The 19,124-nt window shown below is 70.5% G+C and carries 20 protein-coding genes; 8 read left to right on the top strand and 12 right to left on the bottom strand.

The features are described 5' to 3' along the window. Nucleotide 1: 1 nt before the first annotated feature. Complete coding sequence (locus ACZ6SA_RS39325; protein WP_347647606.1) at nucleotides 2-880, bottom strand: 1,4-dihydroxy-2-naphthoyl-CoA synthase; 879 nt, start codon at nucleotides 878-880, stop codon at nucleotides 2-4. Nucleotides 881-934: 54 nt separating this feature from the next. Then, nucleotides 935-1,267, bottom strand: a complete 333-nt coding sequence (locus ACZ6SA_RS39320) for an ArsR/SmtB family transcription factor (RefSeq protein WP_090938046.1) — start codon at nucleotides 1,265-1,267, stop codon at nucleotides 935-937. 88 nt (nucleotides 1,268-1,355) lie between these two features. On the opposite strand from ACZ6SA_RS39320, the gene ACZ6SA_RS39315 reads away from it, so the two are divergent. Then, on the top strand, nucleotides 1,356-1,520 hold the full coding sequence (locus ACZ6SA_RS39315) for a DUF3073 domain-containing protein (protein ID WP_132515731.1): 165 nt from the start codon (nucleotides 1,356-1,358) through the stop codon (nucleotides 1,518-1,520). On the opposite strand, the gene ACZ6SA_RS39310 is transcribed toward ACZ6SA_RS39315, so the two are convergent. After that, nucleotides 1,483-2,763 carry a cytochrome P450 gene (locus ACZ6SA_RS39310; RefSeq protein WP_465833995.1) on the bottom strand — a complete coding sequence of 427 codons (1,281 nt, stop codon included), beginning with the start codon at nucleotides 2,761-2,763 and terminating at the stop codon, nucleotides 1,483-1,485. The two genes, ACZ6SA_RS39315 and ACZ6SA_RS39310, sit on opposite strands and share 38 nt — an antisense overlap. A gap of 65 nt (nucleotides 2,764-2,828) precedes the next feature. Here ACZ6SA_RS39310 and ACZ6SA_RS39305 point away from each other — a divergent pair, with 65 nt between their 5' ends. The 3 genes from ACZ6SA_RS39305 to ACZ6SA_RS39295 all read left to right on the top strand — a co-directional run bounded on the left by ACZ6SA_RS39305 (nucleotide 2,829) and on the right by ACZ6SA_RS39295 (nucleotide 6,282). Continuing rightward, a complete protein-coding gene (locus tag ACZ6SA_RS39305) occupies nucleotides 2,829-3,425 on the top strand; it encodes a TetR/AcrR family transcriptional regulator (protein WP_465833993.1) in 597 nt (198 codons plus the stop codon). Nucleotides 3,426-3,973: 548 nt separating this feature from the next. Further along, entirely contained in the window at nucleotides 3,974-5,032 is a 1,059-nt protein-coding gene (locus tag ACZ6SA_RS39300; RefSeq protein ID WP_465833991.1) for a HesA/MoeB/ThiF family protein, read from the top strand. Further along, nucleotides 5,029-6,282, top strand: coding sequence for a hypothetical protein (locus tag ACZ6SA_RS39295; RefSeq protein ID WP_465833989.1), 1,254 nt, complete (start codon nucleotides 5,029-5,031; stop codon nucleotides 6,280-6,282). Before ACZ6SA_RS39300 ends, ACZ6SA_RS39295 begins: the two co-directional genes overlap by 4 nt. 13 nt (nucleotides 6,283-6,295) lie before the next feature. On the opposite strand, the gene ACZ6SA_RS39290 is transcribed toward ACZ6SA_RS39295, so the two are convergent. The 3 genes from ACZ6SA_RS39290 to ACZ6SA_RS39280 form a co-directional block, all read right to left on the bottom strand. Beyond that, nucleotides 6,296-7,693 (bottom strand): LCP family protein, encoded by a 1,398-nt coding sequence (locus ACZ6SA_RS39290; protein ID WP_465833987.1) that lies wholly within the window; start codon nucleotides 7,691-7,693, stop codon nucleotides 6,296-6,298. 113 nt (nucleotides 7,694-7,806) lie between these two features. Beyond that, nucleotides 7,807-8,475: a response regulator gene (locus tag ACZ6SA_RS39285; protein ID WP_465833985.1), complete on the bottom strand. Its 669-nt coding sequence runs from the start codon at nucleotides 8,473-8,475 to the stop codon at nucleotides 7,807-7,809. Next, nucleotides 8,472-9,602: a sensor histidine kinase gene (locus ACZ6SA_RS39280; protein WP_465833983.1), complete on the bottom strand. Its 1,131-nt coding sequence runs from the start codon at nucleotides 9,600-9,602 to the stop codon at nucleotides 8,472-8,474. Before ACZ6SA_RS39280 ends, ACZ6SA_RS39285 begins: the two co-directional genes overlap by 4 nt. 203 nt (nucleotides 9,603-9,805) lie before the next feature. Between ACZ6SA_RS39280 and ACZ6SA_RS39275 the strand changes: the two genes are divergently transcribed. Further along, nucleotides 9,806-10,810 (top strand): carboxymuconolactone decarboxylase family protein, encoded by a 1,005-nt coding sequence (locus ACZ6SA_RS39275; RefSeq protein ID WP_347647614.1) that lies wholly within the window; start codon nucleotides 9,806-9,808, stop codon nucleotides 10,808-10,810. A 69-nt stretch (nucleotides 10,811-10,879) separates the two neighbouring features. On the opposite strand, the gene ACZ6SA_RS39270 is transcribed toward ACZ6SA_RS39275, so the two are convergent. After that, nucleotides 10,880-11,353 carry an MSMEG_6728 family protein gene (locus ACZ6SA_RS39270; RefSeq protein WP_465833980.1) on the bottom strand — a complete coding sequence of 158 codons (474 nt, stop codon included), beginning with the start codon at nucleotides 11,351-11,353 and terminating at the stop codon, nucleotides 10,880-10,882. Nucleotides 11,354-11,426: 73 nt separating this feature from the next. Here ACZ6SA_RS39270 and ACZ6SA_RS39265 point away from each other — a divergent pair, with 73 nt between their 5' ends. Further along, on the top strand, nucleotides 11,427-13,703 hold the full coding sequence (locus ACZ6SA_RS39265; RefSeq protein ID WP_465833978.1) for a xanthine dehydrogenase family protein molybdopterin-binding subunit: 2,277 nt from the start codon (nucleotides 11,427-11,429) through the stop codon (nucleotides 13,701-13,703). A 9-nt stretch (nucleotides 13,704-13,712) separates the two neighbouring features. On the opposite strand, the gene ACZ6SA_RS39260 is transcribed toward ACZ6SA_RS39265, so the two are convergent. Continuing rightward, nucleotides 13,713-13,883: a hypothetical protein gene (locus ACZ6SA_RS39260; protein ID WP_443156022.1), complete on the bottom strand. Its 171-nt coding sequence runs from the start codon at nucleotides 13,881-13,883 to the stop codon at nucleotides 13,713-13,715. A gap of 197 nt (nucleotides 13,884-14,080) precedes the next feature. Between ACZ6SA_RS39260 and ACZ6SA_RS39255 the strand changes: the two genes are divergently transcribed. Both ACZ6SA_RS39255 and ACZ6SA_RS39250 read left to right on the top strand, forming a co-directional pair. Then, nucleotides 14,081-14,548 carry an ATP-binding protein gene (locus ACZ6SA_RS39255; protein ID WP_465833976.1) on the top strand — a complete coding sequence of 156 codons (468 nt, stop codon included), beginning with the start codon at nucleotides 14,081-14,083 and terminating at the stop codon, nucleotides 14,546-14,548. Between the two features lie 75 nt (nucleotides 14,549-14,623). Then, nucleotides 14,624-15,430 (top strand): alpha/beta fold hydrolase, encoded by an 807-nt coding sequence (locus ACZ6SA_RS39250; protein ID WP_465833974.1) that lies wholly within the window; start codon nucleotides 14,624-14,626, stop codon nucleotides 15,428-15,430. A gap of 82 nt (nucleotides 15,431-15,512) precedes the next feature. Here the strand turns inward: ACZ6SA_RS39250 and thpD are convergent, their stop codons facing one another. The 4 genes from thpD to ectA are packed head-to-tail and all read right to left on the bottom strand — an operon-like array spanning nucleotide 15,513 to nucleotide 18,624. After that, entirely contained in the window at nucleotides 15,513-16,421 is a 909-nt protein-coding gene (gene thpD / locus ACZ6SA_RS39245; RefSeq protein WP_347647620.1) for an ectoine hydroxylase, read from the bottom strand. Continuing rightward, nucleotides 16,418-16,810, bottom strand: a complete 393-nt coding sequence (locus tag ACZ6SA_RS39240; RefSeq protein WP_347647621.1) for an ectoine synthase — start codon at nucleotides 16,808-16,810, stop codon at nucleotides 16,418-16,420. Before ACZ6SA_RS39240 ends, thpD begins: the two co-directional genes overlap by 4 nt. Before the next feature lie 29 nt (nucleotides 16,811-16,839). Then, a complete protein-coding gene (gene ectB / locus ACZ6SA_RS39235; RefSeq protein ID WP_347647622.1) occupies nucleotides 16,840-18,087 on the bottom strand; it encodes a diaminobutyrate--2-oxoglutarate transaminase in 1,248 nt (415 codons plus the stop codon). A gap of 15 nt (nucleotides 18,088-18,102) precedes the next feature. Then, entirely contained in the window at nucleotides 18,103-18,624 is a 522-nt protein-coding gene (gene ectA / locus ACZ6SA_RS39230; protein ID WP_347647623.1) for a diaminobutyrate acetyltransferase, read from the bottom strand. Between the last annotated feature and the right edge of the window lie 500 nt (nucleotides 18,625-19,124).

Genomic DNA, 19,124 nt, shown 5'->3' with positions numbered 1-19,124 from the left:
CTCAGTAGTGCCAGGGGAACGGCGACCAGTCGGGCTCGCGCTTCTGCAGGAACGAGTCGCGCCCCTCGGCCGCCTCGTCCGTCATGTAGGCCAGCCGCGTGGCCTCGCCGGCGAACACCTGCTGCCCCACCATGCCGTCGTCGATCGCGTTGAAGGCGAACTTGAGCATCCGCTGCGCCGTCGGCGACTTTCCGTTGATCTTCCGGCCCCACTCCAGGGCCGTGGCCTCCAGCTCGGCGTGCGGGACCACGGCGTTGACCATGCCCATGCGGTGGGCGTCGGCCGCGGAGTAGGTGTCGCCGAGGAAGAAGATCTCGCGGGCGAACTTCTGTCCGACCTGCCTCGCGAGGTAGGCCGAGCCGAATCCGCCGTCGAAGCTGGCCACGTCGGCGTCGGTCTGCTTGAACCGGGCGTGCTCCGCGCTGGCCAGTGTGAGATCGGCCACAACGTGCAGGCTGTGGCCGCCGCCCGCGGCCCAGCCGGGCACCACGCAGATCACGACCTTGGGCATGAAGCGGATCAGCCGCTGCACCTCGAGGATGTGCAGGCGCCCGGTGGCCGGCGTGCCGTCGGCGTACTGGTAGCCGTCCTTGCCCCTGATGCGCTGGTCGCCGCCCGAGCAGAAGGCCCAGCCGCCGTCCTTGGGCGACGGGCCGTTGCCGGTGAGCAGCACGCAGCCGACGTCGGTGGTCTGCCGGGCGTGATCGAGCGCGCGGTAGAGCTCGTCGACCGTCTGCGGGCGGAAGGCGTTGCGCACGTCGGGGCGGTCGAACGCGATGCGCACGGTGCCCTGGTCGACGGCTCGGTGGTAGGTGATGTCGGTGAACTCGAATCCCTCGACCGCCTGCCACGCCTTGGGATCGAACAGCTCGGAGACCATGCCCGCAGCCTAACGGATCTGTCCTTTCCGCCCGCCTTGTCGATCCCGGGCCGGCTAGGTGACCTCGGCTCTCAGCTCCGCGAGGAGCTCGCCCTGGTCGGCCAGCATGTCGGTGAGGATGCGCCGGGCGGCGCCGAGCAGGTCGGCGAGCTCTGGAGTGGCCAGGGTGTAGACCACCGTGCTGCCTTCGCGGATGGCGCTCACGATCCCCGCCCGGCGCAGGACAGCGAGCTGTTGTGAGAGGCTCGAAGCCTCGATGTCGATCTGGGCCAGCAGGTCCCTGACGGGAAGTGGCCCTTCCTGGAGCAGCTCCAACACTCGGATGCGAGCGGGGTGGCCGAGCGTTCGGAAGAAGTCGGCCTTGGCCTGATGGACCTCCACGTGCATGTTGCCAGAGTAATCGAGTTCAGTTGCATAATTCTTCAAGTCGTAACGTTGTTGGATAGCATGGCAGCGGGGACGAGGGAGAGTAGCCATGGGCCGAGGTAGAGCCAAGGCGAAGCAGACGAAGGTCGCTCGCCAGCTGAAGTACACCAACCATCACATCGACTACGACCGGCTCCGCGAGGAGCTGGGCGCCGACCCGCGACGCGAGGACTCTCCTACTCCGTCCGAGCAGGAGTCCGAGCGCGGGCGATGACCCGGGTCAGCCGCGCGGGTGCGAGCGTCACGTTCGCCAGCCGCCTGGCCTCCGGCGCCTGATCGGGCGCCGCGAGTTCCAGGCGGCGCAGCACCTCCCGGATGATGACGCGCATCTCCAGGAGCGCCAGCTGCGCTCCGACGCAGAAGCGCCGCCCGCCGCCGAAGGGCATCCAGCCCCTGTTCTGGTGCCCCGCCAGGAAACGTTCCGGGCGAAACGCCCCGGGCTCGGCGAAGGCGGCGGGATCGCGGTGCACGAGCGGGATGTACGGTCCCGCGTACCACCCGGCCGGGATCTCGTAGTCGCCCAGCCGCAGGGGTGAGTCGAGCAGCCGTGGCGCCTCATAGACGACGGGCCGGACGCGCAGCACCTCCTTGACCACCGCGTCGAGGTAGGGCTCGTCGTCCGGCAGGCGTTCCAGCACCTCGGGCATCCGCAGGATCCGCTCGAACGCCCAGGCCAGGCCGGTCGCGGTCGTCTCATGACCGGCGATCAGCATGGTGATCAGCTCGTCGCGGATCTCCTGGTCGTCCAGCCCGGTGTCCAGCAGCCGGCCGAGCACGTCGGTGCCGCCGGAAGTGCCGCGCCGGCGGCCGATCTCGTCGAACAGGATCGTGTCCACGGCGGCGCGCAGCCGCAGGAAGCGCGCGTACGGCGTGATCGGCACCCGTGCGGCGGGGCCGCGCAACCGGTCGGGCAGCATCGCCACCTGCATGGAGCCGCCGGTCTGGATCAGCGCCGGCAGCAGCGCCCGCAGCCTGCCGACGCGCTCGGCGTCCCTGATCCCGAAGATCAGCCGGATGATGATCTCCAGCGTGATCTCCTGCATGCGATCGCGCAGCGCGAAGGGCCTGCCCAGCGGCCACGTCGCGATCTTCTCCGCCGCGATCGCGGCGATGTCGTCGTGGTAGCCGGCGACCTGCCTGGCGCGGAGCGGCGGGTTGAGCGTCTTGCGGTGCCGCCACCACGGGTCCCCGTCCAGCGTGAGCACGGAATGCTCGCCGACCAGATGTGCGAGGAAGTCGCGGCGCGCCGCGCCGGCGTGCCCGCCGCCCTGGTCGGTCCGGTAGACCTGCTCGGCCAGCTCCGCGGTGGTCACGTAGACCTCCGGGGGGAAGCCGGCGTAGCGAACCGTGAAGATCGGGCCGTACCTGCGGTGATAGGCCTCGAACGCGCTCGGCGCCGCGGCCATGAAACGCGCGGTCTGCGCCAGCGCGGGAACTCCCGGTCCCGGAGGGATCACTGTCCGTCCTCCATCTAGATATACGTACGTCATATACGGACGTATATCTGGATACCATGGATCGCGTGGCGCGAACAGAGGCCGGTGGATACCGGGAGAGACTGCTGGCGGGAGCCGTGAGCTGCCTGCAGGAGAAGGGCTACGCCCGCACGACCGCACGAGACCTGGTCGCCGCCTCCGGCACCAACCTGGCCTCCATCGGCTACCACTTCGGCGGCAAGGACGCGCTGCTCAACGAGGCCATCGCCGAGATCTTCGAGCAGTGGACGGAGCGGGTCGAGCGATCCATGTTCGGCACCGAGCCCGGCACCGGCAGGGAGATGCTCGAACGCGCCATGAGGGAGCTGATCGACGTCTTCGAGGAGCTCGGGCCGCAGCTCGTGCTCCTCGTCGAGGGCTATCCCGCGGCGCTGCGCGAGCCCGTGCTGCGGGAGAAGCTGGCCCAGGCCTACGCCCGCGCCCGCACCGCCGGGGTCGGCATGCTGCGCAGGGCCGCCGGCGAGCTCGGGGTCGAGCTGCCGATGAACCCCGAGGTGTTCGTGTCGGTGGTGGTGGCGATCGCCGACGGGCTGATGCTCCAGTGGCTGCTCGACCCGTCGGCCACCCCCGACGCCCGCCAGGTCGTCGACGCCCTCGCCGCGCTCTCCGCCATCATCGCCTGACGCCCGCGCCGTCCGTGCCTGTGGCGCTCGGACGGCGCGGGAGCCGTGTGTGGCGCGGATCGCTCCACCGCTTGGGGGGCGCCGGCCAGCCCGCCTTGGCCTGGCCGGCCTTGACGTCCCGAACAACCCGTTCCGGGGCCAGGGCCCGGGATGACCTGCTGGCCCGGTTGTACCGCATAAGGACGGTTAGAGGACGGTTCGAGGACCGGCGTGGCTAGCGTGTGCTGACGGTTCGTTCTGGCCGGTGGCCGCAGGCAACAGGCCGAAGCGCGTTGCCAGGGCGCACACGCACTCATGGTGATCTTGGAGGACGAATGAAGAAGGAAATGCCCGAAGAGGTACGACCGGAGGCCGAGGGCGAGAAGCTCGAGCTGCGCATCCGCCGGCTCGAGAAGCTTGAGACCACGATCTGGCGTGACATCAGCGGCGGCTGAATCTGAGCGCTACGGGAGCCGACCGGAATTGTCCGGCCGGCTCCCTCGTCTCCGTAACGCCGAAGAAAGGACGTCACGATGCGGATGCCAGCGATCAAACAGGTTCACCGGCCGATGGCGCTGCCCGGCAACCGGATTCTCATCGGGACCAAGCAGTTCGGCGTGGGCGCGGAGATACAGGATCATGCGGATGGCCGGATCGAGCGGCTACTCGCTCTGATGGACGGCACGAGAACCGTCGAGGAGATCATCGACGAGTTCACCGCGGCGTTTCCCTCCATGGATCGGCAGAGCGTCGGCGACGTCATCAACTCCGTCATCGACGGCGGCTTCGCAGAGGAGGCCGACGCGCCGTTGCCGGCCAACCTCACCGTCGAGGAAGCGGCGCGCTACAGGACGGCCCGCGACTTCTTCTCCTGGATCGATCTCGTCCCGCGCGAGTCGCCGTACGCGGTGCAGTCCGCCATCAAGGAAGCGGAAATCGCCCTGCTCGGCGTCGGCGGCACGGGGTCGGCGGTGGCTTCCGGGCTGGTCGCGGGCGGTGTCGGAGCGCTGCATCTCGCCGACTACGACCTGATCGAGGAGTCCAACCTCACCCGCCAGCTGCTCTACTCCGAGAGCGACATCGGCCGCTCCAAGGTGGACACCGCGGTCGCCTCCCTAGCCTCGATGAACCGGCTGGTCGAAGTCACGGGAAGCGACGTGAAGGCGACCGGCCCCGACGACATCGCCGAGCTGATGACAGGCCGCGACGTGTTCGTGCTCTGCGCCGACAAGCCGTTCCCCGACATCATGCGGTGGACCAACGTGGCCGCGCTCCGGACAGGCACGCCGTGGTTCTTCAGCTTGTACGCAGGACCGATGGCCGTGGTCGGCTCCTTCCACCCCGGCGAGACCGGCTGCTGGACGTGCCTGGACCGCAGCGAGGCGCAGCGTGAGCACAAACGGGACGGCCGTTCTCTGATGCGGGAGGACCAGCCCAACGCGGTGGTCGCTGCCAGCGCCAATATCGGCGGGCACCTCTGCGCCCTTGACGTGCTGTATCACCTCGGTGGGCTGCCCCGCCAAACCCGTGGGCAGGTTTTCCACTGGAACTACGCTCGCTGGGACCACTCCTACGCCATCGAAGTCCCTTTCGACGCGGATTGCCCTGACTGCGGGTCGGCGAGGTGACACCGGCGGCCGCCGTCGGTGATCGGAGCGTCGTCGGACTGCATCCCCTGCTTGTCCGGCCCGATGACGACGACCCTCAGTACATCGTGGCCGGACGGCCCGAGATCGGTGAGTTCGCCGAGATGCCCGCCCTGTGTGGTGAGATCATCCGGTTGCTCGGCGACGGGTTGACGGTCGCCGCCGTGGAGGAGGAGATCGCCAGGAGACACGGGGTCGGCGTGGGCGTGGCCGGCGTCGTGGACACCATGCGGGAGATGGGATTCGTCGCGTCGATCGACGGGCAGCCGCTGCCCGACCCGGCGCAGGGTGCGCCACGCCCTCATCTTGGCTCGCTCTCCCGGACGAGCGTGTCCTGGCTGTTCAGCAGGCCGGTCGTGCTGCTGTGGTGGGCGATCGTCGCCGCGGCCGTGCTCACCCTGCTCACCCGTCCTGATGTGTTCCCCGGCTACGAGGACTTCTTCTGGAACGAGCACGTGGGATTCGTGGTGCTGGTCAACACCGCGATGTTCTCGGTCGTCGTCACCGTCCACGAGCTCATGCATCTTTTCGCGGCGCGCTCGCTCGACGCGCCGGCGCGCATCAGCTTCGGCACCCGGCTGCACCATCTGGTCATGCAGACGGACGTCACGGCGATCTGGGGCGTGCCGCGGCGGGCGCGCTACCGCGTGTACCTCGCCGGCATGGCGTGGGACGTCCTGCTCATCGCCGCGCTGGTCCTGCTCCTCGCGCACGCCCCGCCACCCGAGCCGGTGGCCGCCCTGCTGCGCGCGCTCATGCTGGCCGTGCTGCTGAGCGTCGCCCTCCAGGCGCACGTGTACATGCGATCGGACCTGTATTTCGTGCTGCGCGATCTGCTCCGCTGCCGCAACCTGTTCGACCAGGGGTTGGCGTACGCGCGGTACCTGCTTGCGCGGGCCGTGTCCGCGGTGCGGGGGAGAGGCCGCCCGGCGGACCCGTCGACCGTCCTGCCCCCTCACGAGCGGCGGGCAACCCGGCTGTACAGCGTCTTCCTCGCCGGGGGCGCCGGCGTGGCTCTGGCCATGTACGCGTTCTACGGTGTACCGATCGTGGTCTCCTCGCTTGTGCGGGCGGTCACGGCGCTCGCCGCCGGTTTCCAGGGCGGTCCTCTGCTGACGGCGGTGGACGCGGCCTTGTTCCTCCTCGTCGAGGGCGGCCTGCAACTGTTGTACGTGGTGACGTTCCTTCGCAGTCACCGGCACTGGTTCCGGCGGCCCGCGCGGACCGGCTAGCGTGGCGTGACGATCAGGCGGCGCAGGAGTCGTGGGTCGCGTCGAAGCCCTTGATCGCCTCGTGGTCGTCGACGCGCAGCGGCTTGACCCCCTTCCAGTCGTCGCCGATCACCAGCACCAGCCGGTTGGTCTCGGCGGCGGGCACGTGCCTGGGCGCGGCCGTCACGAGGTCGCGGGCGAGGGTGGGCACGCGGGTCTCGCCGTTCGGGCCGTAGAGGATCGTGGTCCTCGTCTGCGGCTTGCGGGCCGTGTCGCCGATCTTGGCGATGTGGTAGCCGCGCTGTTCGAGGGAGGCGGCCACCTCACGGGCCAGCCCGCTGCGCCAGGTGCCGTTGCGGAGCTCGACCTGCACCTTCGACCGGGCGACCTTGGCCTGGCCGCCCTTGACGCCCTCCACGCTCTGGTCTCTGGCCACCACCCGGAACAAGCTGTCGGCCTGGGGCTGCACCCACTCGACCCGGCCCGGCTGGGTGACGGAGTAGTGCCACGGCGTGGTGATGAAACGGATGCGCCCGGCGTCCAGCCCGCGCAGGCTGAGCGCGAGATCCTTCATGACGGACGGGGTCAGGCCGCGGTCCGTCGTCACCGCCCTGGTGCCGGCGTCGAGGACGGCGAACAACCTGGCCGGGTCGGCCAGCGTCTCGCCGCTCATCACCTTCTTGACCATCGAGGCGATGAACATCTGCTGCCGCTGGATCCGCCCGATGTCGGAGCCGTCACCCATGCTGTAGCGGGCGCGCACGTAGCCGAGCGCCTGCTCGCCGTTGAGGGTCTGCCGGCCCGCGGGCAGGTGCAGCAGGGCCTTCTTGTCGCGCACGGGCTCGGGCAGGCACACCTCCACGCCGCCGACGGCGTCGACCAGGCTCTTGAAGCCGGAGAAGTCGACCTTCACGAAGTGGTCGATGTGGATGCGGGTGAGCGCCTCGATCGTCTTCCAGGTGCAGCCGATGCCGCCGGAGTTGAACGACTCGTTGATCATGCCGAGGTGCGGCCGCTGCCCCGGCAGGTCGCCGGTGGCCCGGCAGGCGGGCAGCTGCACGAGCGAGTCGCGCGGGAAGCTGACGACCATCGCATGGTCGCGCCGGGACGACACGTGGACCAGCATGATGGTGTCGGTGCGCTCACCCGCGACGCGGCCGTATTTCGCGTTGGCGCCGTCGCGCTGGTCCGAGCCGACGACCAGGATGTTGAGCGCGGTGCCGGCCACCTTGGCCGGCCGGGCGGTGCCGAGGTCGTCGGCGGTCACGTCGACGTGCTTGACGTTGCCGGTCAGCCTGGCCCAGACGCCCACGACCACGCCGACCACCAGCAGGACGACCGCCGCGGTGATGGCGATCGCCCCGCGCAGCCAGGGACGGCGCCGCCGGCGGTGCGATCGTTTGCTCCGGTGGGAGGGCGGCACATCGCTCACGTGACTCCAGAGGGACGGGGCCGAGGGGCGCCGCCCATGGCCAAGAACCTCGCCGTTCAGATCTCGGCCGGTTGGACGTGCCTGAGTGTACTCAGACGAACACGCTCCGGGGCTCAGTCGGGAACGTTCCTTCGCGGGGTCACCAGCCCCGACTCGTAGGCGAACACCACGAGCTGGGCGCGGTCGCGGGCGCGCAACTTGGTCATCGCCCTGCTGACGTGCGTCTTGGCGGTGGTCGGGCTGATCACCATGTGGGCGGCGATCTCGTCGTTGGACAGGCCGCGGGCCACCAGGGCGGTCACCTCGCGCTCGCGGTTGGTGAGCGCGCCGAGGCCCTCCGGCCGCGGCTCGGGGCGGCGGGCGACGTACTCGCCGATCAGCCGGCGGGTGATGGCGGGGGAGAGCAGGGCGTCGCCGCGGGCCGCCACCCTGACACCCTGCAGCAGGTCGACGGGCTCGGTGTCCTTGACCAGGAAGCCGCCGGCGCCCGCCCTGAGCGCGTCGTAGACGTACTCGTCGAGGCCGTAGTTGGTGAGGATCACGACGTGGACGTCGCTCAGCCGCTCGTCGGAGGCGATCTGGCGGGTCGCCTCGATGCCGTCCATGACCGGCATCTGGATGTCGACGAGCGCGACGTCCGGCCGGTGCTCCAGGGCCAGGGCCACGGCCTGCCGGCCGTCTGCGGCCTCGGCCACCACCTCGATGTCGTCCTCCGCCTCCAGCAGGGCCCGGAAGCCGCCCCTGATGAGCGCCTGGTCGTCCACGAGCAGCACGCGGATCACGATGGTTCCCCCAGCGGTAGTTCTGCGCGTACGGTGAATCCGCCCTCGGGGCGCGGGCCTGCCCGCAGCCGGCCGCCGAGCGCCGTGACGCGCTCGCGCATGCCGCGCAGCCCCACGCCGGGCGTGGGCGGCGTGCCGGGGCCGGCCGTGCCGTCGTCGTCCACCTGCACGACCAGCTCGCCGCCGCCGTAGTCGATGCGCACCGCCGCCGCGGCCCCGCCCGCGTGCCGTGAGACGTTCGTCAGCGCCTCCTGCACGATCCGGTACGCCGCCCTGTCGACCTCGCGGGGCAGCTCGTGCCGCTCGCCGGAGATCGTCACCGTGGTGCGCAGGCCGGTCGAGCGGGCCCGCTCCACCAGGTCTCCGAGCCGGTCGAGGCCGCTGGCCGCGGGCTCGCCGCCGGCGTCGCGCAACACTTCCAGCGTGGCGCGCAGCTCGCGCATGGCGTCGCCGCCCGCCTCCTGGATGGCCAGCAGCGCCGCGGGCACCTCCTCGCCCCGCTTGCGCGCCAGGTGGATGGCCACGCCCGCCTGCACCTTGATGATCGAGATGCTGTGGGTGAGCGAGTCGTGCAGCTCTCTGGCGATGCGCAGCCGCTCCTCGCTCGCGCGGCGGAGCGCGGCCTCCTCGCGGGTCCGCTCGGCCTCGGCGGCGCGCTCTTCCACCTGCTTCAGGTACGCCTGCCGGTGCCTGGCCACGGTCGCCGCCACCCCGGCCGCCAGGAACCAGCCGAGCAGCAGCGTCGTCGACTGGGTGATGGCCTGGGCGTCCTGCGGGGCGGCGGTGGCCAGGTTCGCAGCCAGGTCGACGCCCAGGTAGAGCGCGCCGGCCAGCGCCGCGAGCAGCCGGTGGCCGGCCCTGACCGCGCCGAAGACCGACACGAGCACGGGGAAGGCGGCCGACGGCCCCGGGTCGGCGTACTCGGAGAAGACGAGCATGCAGACCGTGGTCAGGGGCAGCGCGACCAGCGGCGCGCGGCGCCAGGCGACCAGCGCCAGCGAGCCGGCCAGGACCGCGGCCAGTCCGAGCGCGCCGGTGCCGGGGGCGACCAGCGCGGTGGGCGTCAGGATGGCGGCCACGGTCACGGCGAGCGCGCCGTCCATGGCCATGGGGCGCCATCGGGGCACAGAGCTCACTCCTGCACAGTAGGGCGTCGCCGCGGCCGGTTCGTCGGCGCCTGGTCGCACTTCGACGCTACTGCCGGGGAAGTAGGGGCGTCGATCCTGCTTCCCGGGGCGTAGCCGCAGGAGTCTCCGCAGCCACGACGACCGATGACCGGCCGGATACCACCATGGGGTGTCATGGATCCCATCAGAGACAGGAGCTGATGATGGCCGGCTCGTTCCGTTACGTCACCCCGGTGGAGCCGAAGGGCGCCACCGGGCGGGTGGGTGAGGTCTACGCGCAGCTCGCGGAGGACTTCGGCATGGCCCGCATGGCGGTGTTCCTGACGTTGTCGCCGTCTCCGGAGGTGCTCGCCGCGACCTGGGCCCTGCTGCGCGAGTCGCTGCTCGCGGGCGACGCGCCGAGGACCGCCAAGGAGGTTGTGGCGCTGGGGGTGTCGCTGGCCAACCGATGCCCGTTCTGCGTGGCCGCGCACACGACCCTGCTGCACGCGACCGGCGACCACCACCTCGCTGAGACCGTCGCCGCCGGTGGCACGCCCCGCGATCCCGAACTCGCCGGACTGCTGGCCTGGACCAGGAGCCGGGGCCCGGGGCCCTTCCCCGTCGTGCTCGCGCACGAGTACATCGGCACCGCGCTGACGTTCCACTTCGTCAACCGCATCGCCTCGGCGCTGCTCACCGAGAACCTGCTGCCCGCGAATCTGCAGAGGTCGCGCCTGGTGCGGAGCATGGGCGGCCGGATGATGTCCGGCGCGGTGCGCCGCACGCCGGCCGCGGGCGGAGGCCTGCCGCTGGTGGCGGACCTGCCCGTGGGGCCCGAGCCGGCCTGGGCGGCGGGCACGCCCGTCGGCGCCGCGTACGCCGCGCTGCGCGCCGCGGCGCAGGCGGGCGGCGAGCTGCTCGGGCCGGCCGCCCGCTCCGCCGTGACCCGGGCCGTCGCCGCCTGGGACGGCGAACATCCGCCGATGGGCGGCGCCTGGCTGGCCGGGCCGCTGGCCGGTCTTCCCGCCGGGGAACGGGCCGGGGCCAGGCTCGCGCTGCTCGTCGCGCTCGCGCCGTACCGGGTGACCGACGCCGACGTCGCCGCCTGGCGCGGTTCGGCGACGGACGAGGACCTGGTACGGCTCTGCGCGTTCGGCGCCATGACGGCCACGGAACGCGCCGAGGCCCTCATCACCGTCACACCCGCACTCAGGGAGGGTCGTTGACCGCGTCCCGCACCCTCGCCGTTCGGGGCCGGCGGGACTGGAAGGCGACCGGACTCGGCCGTCGCGTGATCAGGGTGGCAGGCGGTCCGAGCGCGGCCAGACATAGTCGAGGTCGTCGGGCTCCTCGTCGCCGAAGACGGGCCGGTAGAAGCCCGGGTCCTTGCGCAGGAGCGCGGAGCGGTGGCTGAGGTGCAGCGACGGGTCGCCCAGCCAGGGCGGCAACTCGCCCGCCGCGCCGAGCTCGTCCTGCCCGCGTACGGTCGTCGTGCCGCGGGACCGGGCCAGGTCGTCCTGGATGGTGGCCGCGCAGGTGTCGGACCGGCCGAGGGCGCACCAGCGCGCGCACACCTCGAGGCCGTACCTGACGAGCGCCTCCTCGTAGCCGGCCCACATCTTCACGACCGGGTGGTGGCGCCAGCCGTAGCCGGGGACGGTGAGGGCGCGCAGGACCTGGAGCGCCTCCACGCGCTGCTTGCCGAGCCGGAGCGGGTCGAGGACCGCCGCTGTCGCGGAGAAGTCCGCATAAGGCAGGAACGTTTGCATCTATACCCCCGCTGACGTGCGCCTTCTCGCGGATGGTATGGACCGTCCGGCGGGCGGCGCGCACAATCGGGGCATGGGAGACGCGTATGTCGGCGCCAGCACGCCGCGACGGGAAGACGCCAGGCTGCTCACCGGAAGAGGAAAGTACGTCGGCGCGGTTCGTCTGCCCGGCATGGCCCACGCCCACGTGATCCGCAGCCCCATCGCCCACGGCAGGCTGCTCGGCTGCGACGCCAAGGCGGCCTGGGCGGCCGACGACGTGCTCGACATCATCACCCCCGCCGACGCCCCCGATCTTCGTCTTCCCTGCGTGAGCCTGTCGCCCGGCCAGCGCCTCCTGTCCTACGGGGCGCTGGACGACACGATCCGATACGCGGGACAACCCCTCGCCGTCGTCGTCGCCCGCACCGCGGAAGCCGCCAGGGACGCCGCCGACCTCATCGAACTGGAGCTGGACGAGCTGCCCGCGACGGTCGGGATCGAACATGCCCTGGAGGACCCCGCACCTCTGCTCTACCCCGACTGGGGCACCAACCTCTTCACCGACTTCACGCTCGGCGACGCCGACTGCGCCGCCGCCGTCGAGCAGGCCGAGCACGTCGTCGAGATGACCTTCAGGATGGGCCGCCTCTCGCCGTACCCGCTCGAACCGCGTGGCGTGGTCGCGGTGTACGCCGACGACGAGCTGACCGTGCACACCTCGTCCCAGGCTCCGCACCACGTGCGCGAGCACCTGGCGGACGCGTTCGGGCTCACGCACGATCGGGTGCGCGTCGTCAGCGGCGACACGGGCGGCGGGTTCGGCGGCAAGGAGCACGTCTACCCCGACGAGGCGATCGTCTGCCTGGCCGCGATGCGCCTGGGCCGCCCCGTGAGCTGGTCGGAGACGCCGGGCGACCGGGTGCTCGCCACCCTGCCCGCGCGGGCGGCCGTGCACCGGGGGCGGCTGGCGCTCGACGGCGACGGGCGGTTCGTGGCCCTTTATGTCGACGTGCTCGGCGACATCGGCGCGCACCCGTCGAACGTCGGCGCCTCGACGTTCGCGGTGACGGCCACGACGCTGCCGGGCCCGTACCGGTTCGACCGGGCCGCGGTGCGCGTGCGCGGCGTCGTCACCAACACCACGCCGACCGGCTCCTACCGCGGCTTCGGCCAGCCGGAGGGCACCCTCACCAGGGAACGCCTGATCGACGAGGCCGCCCGCAGGCTGGGCATCGACCGGGTCGAGCTGCGGCTGCGCAACATGGTGGGGCCGGACGAGCTGCCGTACACGTCGCGCGTCCACCAGCCGTACGACTCCGGCGACTACCCGCTCGCCCTGACGACCCTGCGCGACCTGGTCACACCGGTGGAGAAGGACGACGGGCGGCGGCGCGGCATCGGCTTCTCCTGCCACGTCGAGTCCACCGGCATGGGCCCTTCGATGGACCTCAAGGCCAGCGGCATCCAGGCGGGCGGCTACGAGACGGCGATCCTGCGCATGGAACAGGACGCGTCCGTCGTCGTGTCGTCGGGGGTGGTCTCGATCGGCCAGGGCATCGAGACGGCGCTGGCCCAGGTCGCCGCCGACCGCGTGGGCGTGCCCATCGACCGGGTGCGGGTGGTGCTGGGCGACACGGCGGCGACACCGTACTCGTCGGTCGGGTCGGTCGCCAGCCGGTCGATGGCGATCGGCGGCGGGGCGCTCACCCAGGCCGCCGCCCGCCTGCGCGACAAACTCGTCGCCATCGCCGCGCACCGGCTGGAGGCGGCGCCCGACGACCTGGAGCTCGCCGGCGAGGCGGTGCGCGTGAAGGGCGACCCGCAGTCGTCGGTGACGCTGCGCGAGCTGGCCACGGCGGCCTGGCGCGGCTGGGACCTGCCGGACGGCGTCACGCCCGGGCTCGAGGAGCGCGTCAGCTACGACCCGAAGGCGTACACCTTCGCGTACGGCGCGCACGCCGCGGCGGTGGCCGTCGACCCCGAGACCGGGAAGGTCGAGCTGGAAGGCTACTGGGTGGTCAACGACTCCGGCGTGCTGGTCAACCCCACCCTGGTGGAGGGGCAGATCAGGGGCGGCGTGGCGCAGGGCATCGGCATGGCGCTGACCGAGGAGATCGTCTACTCCGAGGACGGCCAGCCGATCACCGACTATCTGCTGCCGACCACGCGCGAGGTGCCGGACATCGAGGTCCTGATGACCCAGACGCCGTCGCCGCTGACACCCGGCGGCATGAAAGGCGTGGGCGAGTCGGGCACGATCGGCCCGCCCGCCGCCATCGCCAACGCCGTCGCGGCCGCCCTGCCGGAGATCGCAGACAAGATCACGGACGTTCCCCTGACGCCCGCCGCTCTGTGGTCGTTGTGGTAGGCGCCGCCTCTAGGTGAGGTCTTTCAACTCCTTGCCCGCTTCGAGAAGTGCCTGCTCCAGGGCCTTCCGGCCGGCGGGCTTGGGCGCCTCCGGCCGCGCCGCGCGCCTGCCGGGCCGCTCGGCGGCGTCGAGGCGCGGTTCGGTGTCGGTCTTCGGTGCGTTCTCGTCTGGACTGCTCATGGCACAGTCCGTACCCCGTGTCGCACGCACCGTTTCCGCTCGGGCGGAAAAAGAATTCTGATTTATCGCCGAGGATTCGACCCGAACGGCCTTCTCGTGCGTACACGTTTCGACGGCGCCGAACGTCCACCCATAGGCAGGCCCTCGTGTCGAGTGAAACGTGCATTCGTTGCCCCGCCGCACCGGAAAGAGATGTCATGACCTCGCTGCGATCAGCTCGCCGGAGCCGTGTGCAGTACGCGTGGCCGCTGGTCGAAGACGTGCGCACGGTCGGCCAGGCGCGGTCGATCATTCGCGATGAATTAATCTCCCTGACGCTTTCCGACGATCTTATCGACGACGCCGTTCTCATGGTGAGCGAATTGATCACCAATGCGTTCATGTACGGCGACGGCCCCTACGAACTCGCGCTGCACGTGGACGCCAGAGAGATCATGATCGTGGTCGTGGACGGCAGCCCGTTGTTGCCCTCCCCGTCGCCGGACGACGTGTCGGCCGAGCACGGCCGCGGGCTGCGGATCGTGGCCAGGCTCTCCGACGGCTTCTACGGTTGCCACCCCCAGCGCTACATCACCCATCCCGACCTCGTCGGCAAGGCCACCTGGTTCGCGCTGCCGCGCCGGGGCGCGCCCGGCAACGTGGTGCCGATCAGGTCGGGAACCTGACCGGCGGGCGATGAGTTCCGCCGCCGGCGGCGGTCTTCCCTCCGTCACCGTGACATCCGAGGAAGGACCTTCGCCATGACGACCACGCACATCCTCGAAGTCCCCGGCGTGCGGCTGCGTTACGAGGTGCGCGGCACCGGACCGCTGCTGCTCCTGCTGGGCGCGCCGATGGCCGCCGCGTACTTCGCCCCGCTGGCCGACGCGCTGGCCGGCGACCACACCGTGGTCACCCACGACCCGCGCGGCATCGCGGGCAGCGTGCTCGACGACCCCGCCGAGGACTCCACTCCCGAGCTGCGCGCCGACGACGCCGCCGCCCTCATGGACGCGCTCGGCGCCGAGTCGGCCGACGTGTTCGGCAGCAGCGGCGGCGCGGTGATGGGGCTGGCCCTGGCCGCCCGGCACCCGAAGAGGGTGCGCACCCTTGTCGCGCACGAGCCTCCCTGCCTGGAACTGCTGCCCGACGCCGCCGAGCGGCGGGCCGCGACCGAGGACATCATCGAGACCTTCCACCGCGAGGGTGTCGGGCCGGCGTTCGCGAAGTTCATGGCCACTGCCGGCTTCGACGGCGACGAGGTTCCCGACGGGGCTCCGGAGGAGCCGAGCGAGCAGGACCTGGCCGACAGCGCCCGCTTCTTCGCCCACGAGCTGCGCGGCACCACCCGTTACGTGCCCGACGCCGGCGCGCTCAGGGCCGGCCCGCCCCGGGTGGTGGTGGGCGTCGGCGCCGACTCGGGCCGGCTGCTCACCTACCGCACGTCCGTGGCGCTGGCCGGCCTGCTGGGCACGGCGCCCGTCGTCTTCCCCGGCGACCACGGCGGCTTCACGTACCAGCCGGGGGAGTTCGCGCAGACGCTGCGCAAGGCGCTGGCCGCTTCCTGACGGGCCGCCCGACGCGCGGACGCCCAGGCCGGCGCGGGGGCCTGGCCTGGGCGTCCGACTCGTACGAGTCGCGCCGCGGCTGTCAGCCGACGGGCGTGAAGTCGCGCGCGGCGATGAAGTCGGGCCGGCGCGAGGACGCGGCGTACGGCTCCACGCAGGTGTTCTCGACGCTGTTGAACACGACGAAGATGTTCGAGCGCGGGAACGGCGTGATGTTGCTGTTGGAGCCGTGCATGCAGTTGCAGTCGAACATGGTCGCCGAACCGGCGGCTCCGGTGAACACCTCGATGCCGTGCTTGTCGGCGAGGACGGACAGGCTGCTGGGGTCGGGGGTGCCGATCTCCTGCTGCTTCAGCGACGCCTTGTAGTGGTCGTCAGGAGTCTGCCCCACGCAGGACACGAAGCTCTTGTGCGACCCCGGCATGATCATCAGCGCGCCGTTGTGCAGGAAGTTCTCCGTCAACGCGATGGAGATGCTCACCGCGCGCATCCTGGGCATGCCGTCCTCGGCGTGCCAGGTCTCGAAGTCGGAGTGCCAGTAGAAGTCCTTGCCGTTGAATCCGGGCTTGAAGTTCACCCGGCTCTGGTGCACGTAGACGTCGGAGCCGAGGATCTGCCGGGCCCGGCCCACCACGCGCGGGTTGGCCACCAGGTCGGCGAAGACCTGACTGGTCTTGTGCACCTCGAAGATCGACCGGATCTCGTTCGACCCGGGCTCGGTGATCGTGCGCTCGTCCGAGAGGATCTTCTGGTCCTCCGACAGCCGGCGCAGCTCGGCGCGGTAGAGCTCGACCTCGTCGGGCTCTAGGAGCCGGTCGACGGACAGGAAGCCGTTCTCCCCGTAGGAGTTCAGCGTCTCGGCGTCGATGGGCCCGTCGTCCGGTCCGCCGTACACCACCGGGTCCTGCCGGTACAGCAGGGCGGGCTCCTTGGCGCTCCTGGTGGGGTACGGGTCGCGCTGGGTCGGGTTGAGTCCTTCGGTCAAGGTCATGCTTCCTCCTTGATCAATGGGTAGACGCCGTTCTCGTCGTGCACTTCCCTGCCGGTGCAGGGCGGGTTGAAGACGCAGACAGTGCGTACGTCGGTGTGCGCGCGGAGGGTGTGACGCTCGTGGCCGTCGAGGAGGTACATGGTGCCCGGTTCGATCCGGTGCTTCTCACCCGTCTCCTCGTTGGTGAGCTCGCCCTCGCCCTCGACGCAGAAGACGGCTTCGATGTGGTTCGCGTACCACATCGAGGTTTCGGTGCCGGCGTACAGAACGGTCTCGTGCAGCGAGAAGCCGACCTTCTCCCGGGCCAGCACCAGCCGCTTGCTGCGCCAGGTCGGCGCCTCCACGTCGCGTTCGGTCCCGGTGATGTCCTTCAGCGAGCGAACGATCATATTCTCTCCTTTCAGCCGGTTTCGGATTCTCAGACCAGGACGGCTTCGACCGAGTCGGCGATGATGTCCAGACCTTGCGCGAGTTCGTCGGGGGTCGAGGTGAGCGGCGGCAGGAGCTTCACCACTTCGCTCTCCGGGCCGGAGGTCTCCAGCAGGAGTTTCCGCTCGAAGGCCGCCGCGCAGACCGCGGAGGCGTGCGCGGGTTCGGTGAAGGCGATCCCCTGCGCCAGCCCGCGGCCCCGGGTGCCGCTCACTCCCTCGGGGTAGGCCGCCGCGAGCCGGTCCAGCGACTCCTGCACCTGCTCGCCCTTGGTGATGGTCTCCTTCTCCATCCCCTCGTCGGCCCAGAAGTGCCGCATCGCGGCGGTCGCCGTGACGAAGGCCGGGTTCGGGCCGCGGAACGTTCCGTTGTGCTCGCCCGGGTCCCATACGTCCAGCTCGGGCTTGAGCAGGGTGACGGCGAACGGCAGCCCGTAGCCGCTCAGGGACTTCGACAGGCAGACGATGTCGGGCGTGATCCCGGCCTGCTCGAAACTGAAGAACGGCCCGGTGCGCCCGCATCCCATCTGGATGTCGTCCACGATGAGCAGGATCTCGTGCTGCTTGCAGAGCTCGGCGAGGCCACCCAGCCATTCCGGGCTGGCCGCGTTCAGGCCGCCCTCTCCTTGCACGGTCTCGACGATGACCGCGGCCGGGGTGTCCAGCCCGCTGCCGCTGTCGGCGAGCAGCCGCTCGAAGAGCAGGAAGTCGGGCGTCTGGCCGTCGAGATAGTTGTCGAACGGCATCGTGAGGGTCTGCAGGGGGATCCCCGCGCTCTTGCGCTTCATCGAGTTGCCCGTCACCGCGAGCGCCCCGAGCGACATGCCGTGGAAGGCGTTGGTGAAGCTCACGATGGTGTTGCGGCCGGTGTATTTCCTGGCCAGCTTCAGCGCCGCCTCGACGGCGTTGGCGCCACCGGGCCCGGGGAACTGGACGCGGTAGTCGAGGCCGCGAGGTTTCAGGATCACATCCCGGAACGTCTCCAGGAACTCCCGTTTGGCCACGGTGTACATGTCGAGGCTGTGGACGATGTTGTCGCCGCTCAGGTACTGGAGCAGGTCCTCTTTCAGCTGCGGGTTGTTGTGGCCGTAGTTGAGCGTGCCGGCGCCCGCGAAGAAGTCGAGGAACGGACGCCCATCCTCGTCGTAGAGGTGGCTTCCCGTGGCCTTGCGGAACGTGGCGGGCCAGCCCCGGCAGTAGCTGCGGACCTCTGACTCGGTGCTTTCGAAAACGTCCATTATTTCAGCTGTCTCCTAATGGGCTTGCTGATCGAGGGGCCCGATTCGATAGAGCACCTCTGCTTGGTGATCCAGGGGGAACAACTCCTCGCCGAGGAGCGGCCGTCTCTCCAGATCCGCCCCTCGGTCACGGGCGAAGGCGGTGAACAGCCGGTCCGAGGCGAGGTTGTCCGGCGTGACGGTGGCCTCCATGAACCGGCACCCGCTGCCGGCCAGGTAGCCGAGCATGCGGCTGGCCAAGGAGCGGCCTCGCCACTTCTCGTCCACCGCGACCTGCCACACGAAGAGCGTCTGCGGCTCCTGGGGGCGGGTGAACCCGGTGATGAAGCCCCGCACGCCGTTCTCGCCGCGCGCCACGACCGAGGTGTCCGCGAAGTCCCGGCACCAGAGGACGTAGCTGTAAGGGGAATTGAGGTCAAGGATCTTTGATTCACGGGTGATGCGCCACAACTCCCGGCCGTCCTCGAGGCGGGGTGGTCCCAGTTCCTCCGTGGAGGGCGGAGAATCCGCTTGCGGTCGTGGGTGTGCTGACGACATGGACTCCGAATTTACGCGAAGAGGTAACACGGATTACCAGGCCGCCACAGCCTGACAGTTTGAGCTCCAGGTTCCGGGGTACGCCAGTTGGCTTTCCCGTTTTGGCTGGTCGGCGGGGTGGCGGAAGCCCGGCCGGCGGCTCCGCCATCGTCGCAACCGAGCAGCGAGTGCACCCTTTCGCGCGCCTTCGTGAGGAACGTCGCCGGCGCCCGCCGGAGCGCCGGGGACATCGCTTGTACCGCTTGTTCGGTGCAATTTGGGGTGAAAACTATTGAGAGATTAGTCACACCCTACGTTTCATCGTGATAACAGATGGCGTGCTATCGGTTTGAATTCTCGCCATCGATGATCGTTCCCGTTCTCCGCTGCCCACGCCGCGGGGACGCACACCTCACCGGTCCCCGCACCAGCCGGCGACGCCGTCGAGCAAGGACCGTTCGAGGACGGATCGAGGACCGGCACGGCTAGCGTCTGCTGGCGCTGCACTTGGCCGCGAAGGT

The organism is Nonomuraea sp. NPDC049378 (assembly GCF_055586745.1).
This window is presented reverse-complemented; position numbering and strand designations above follow the sequence as displayed.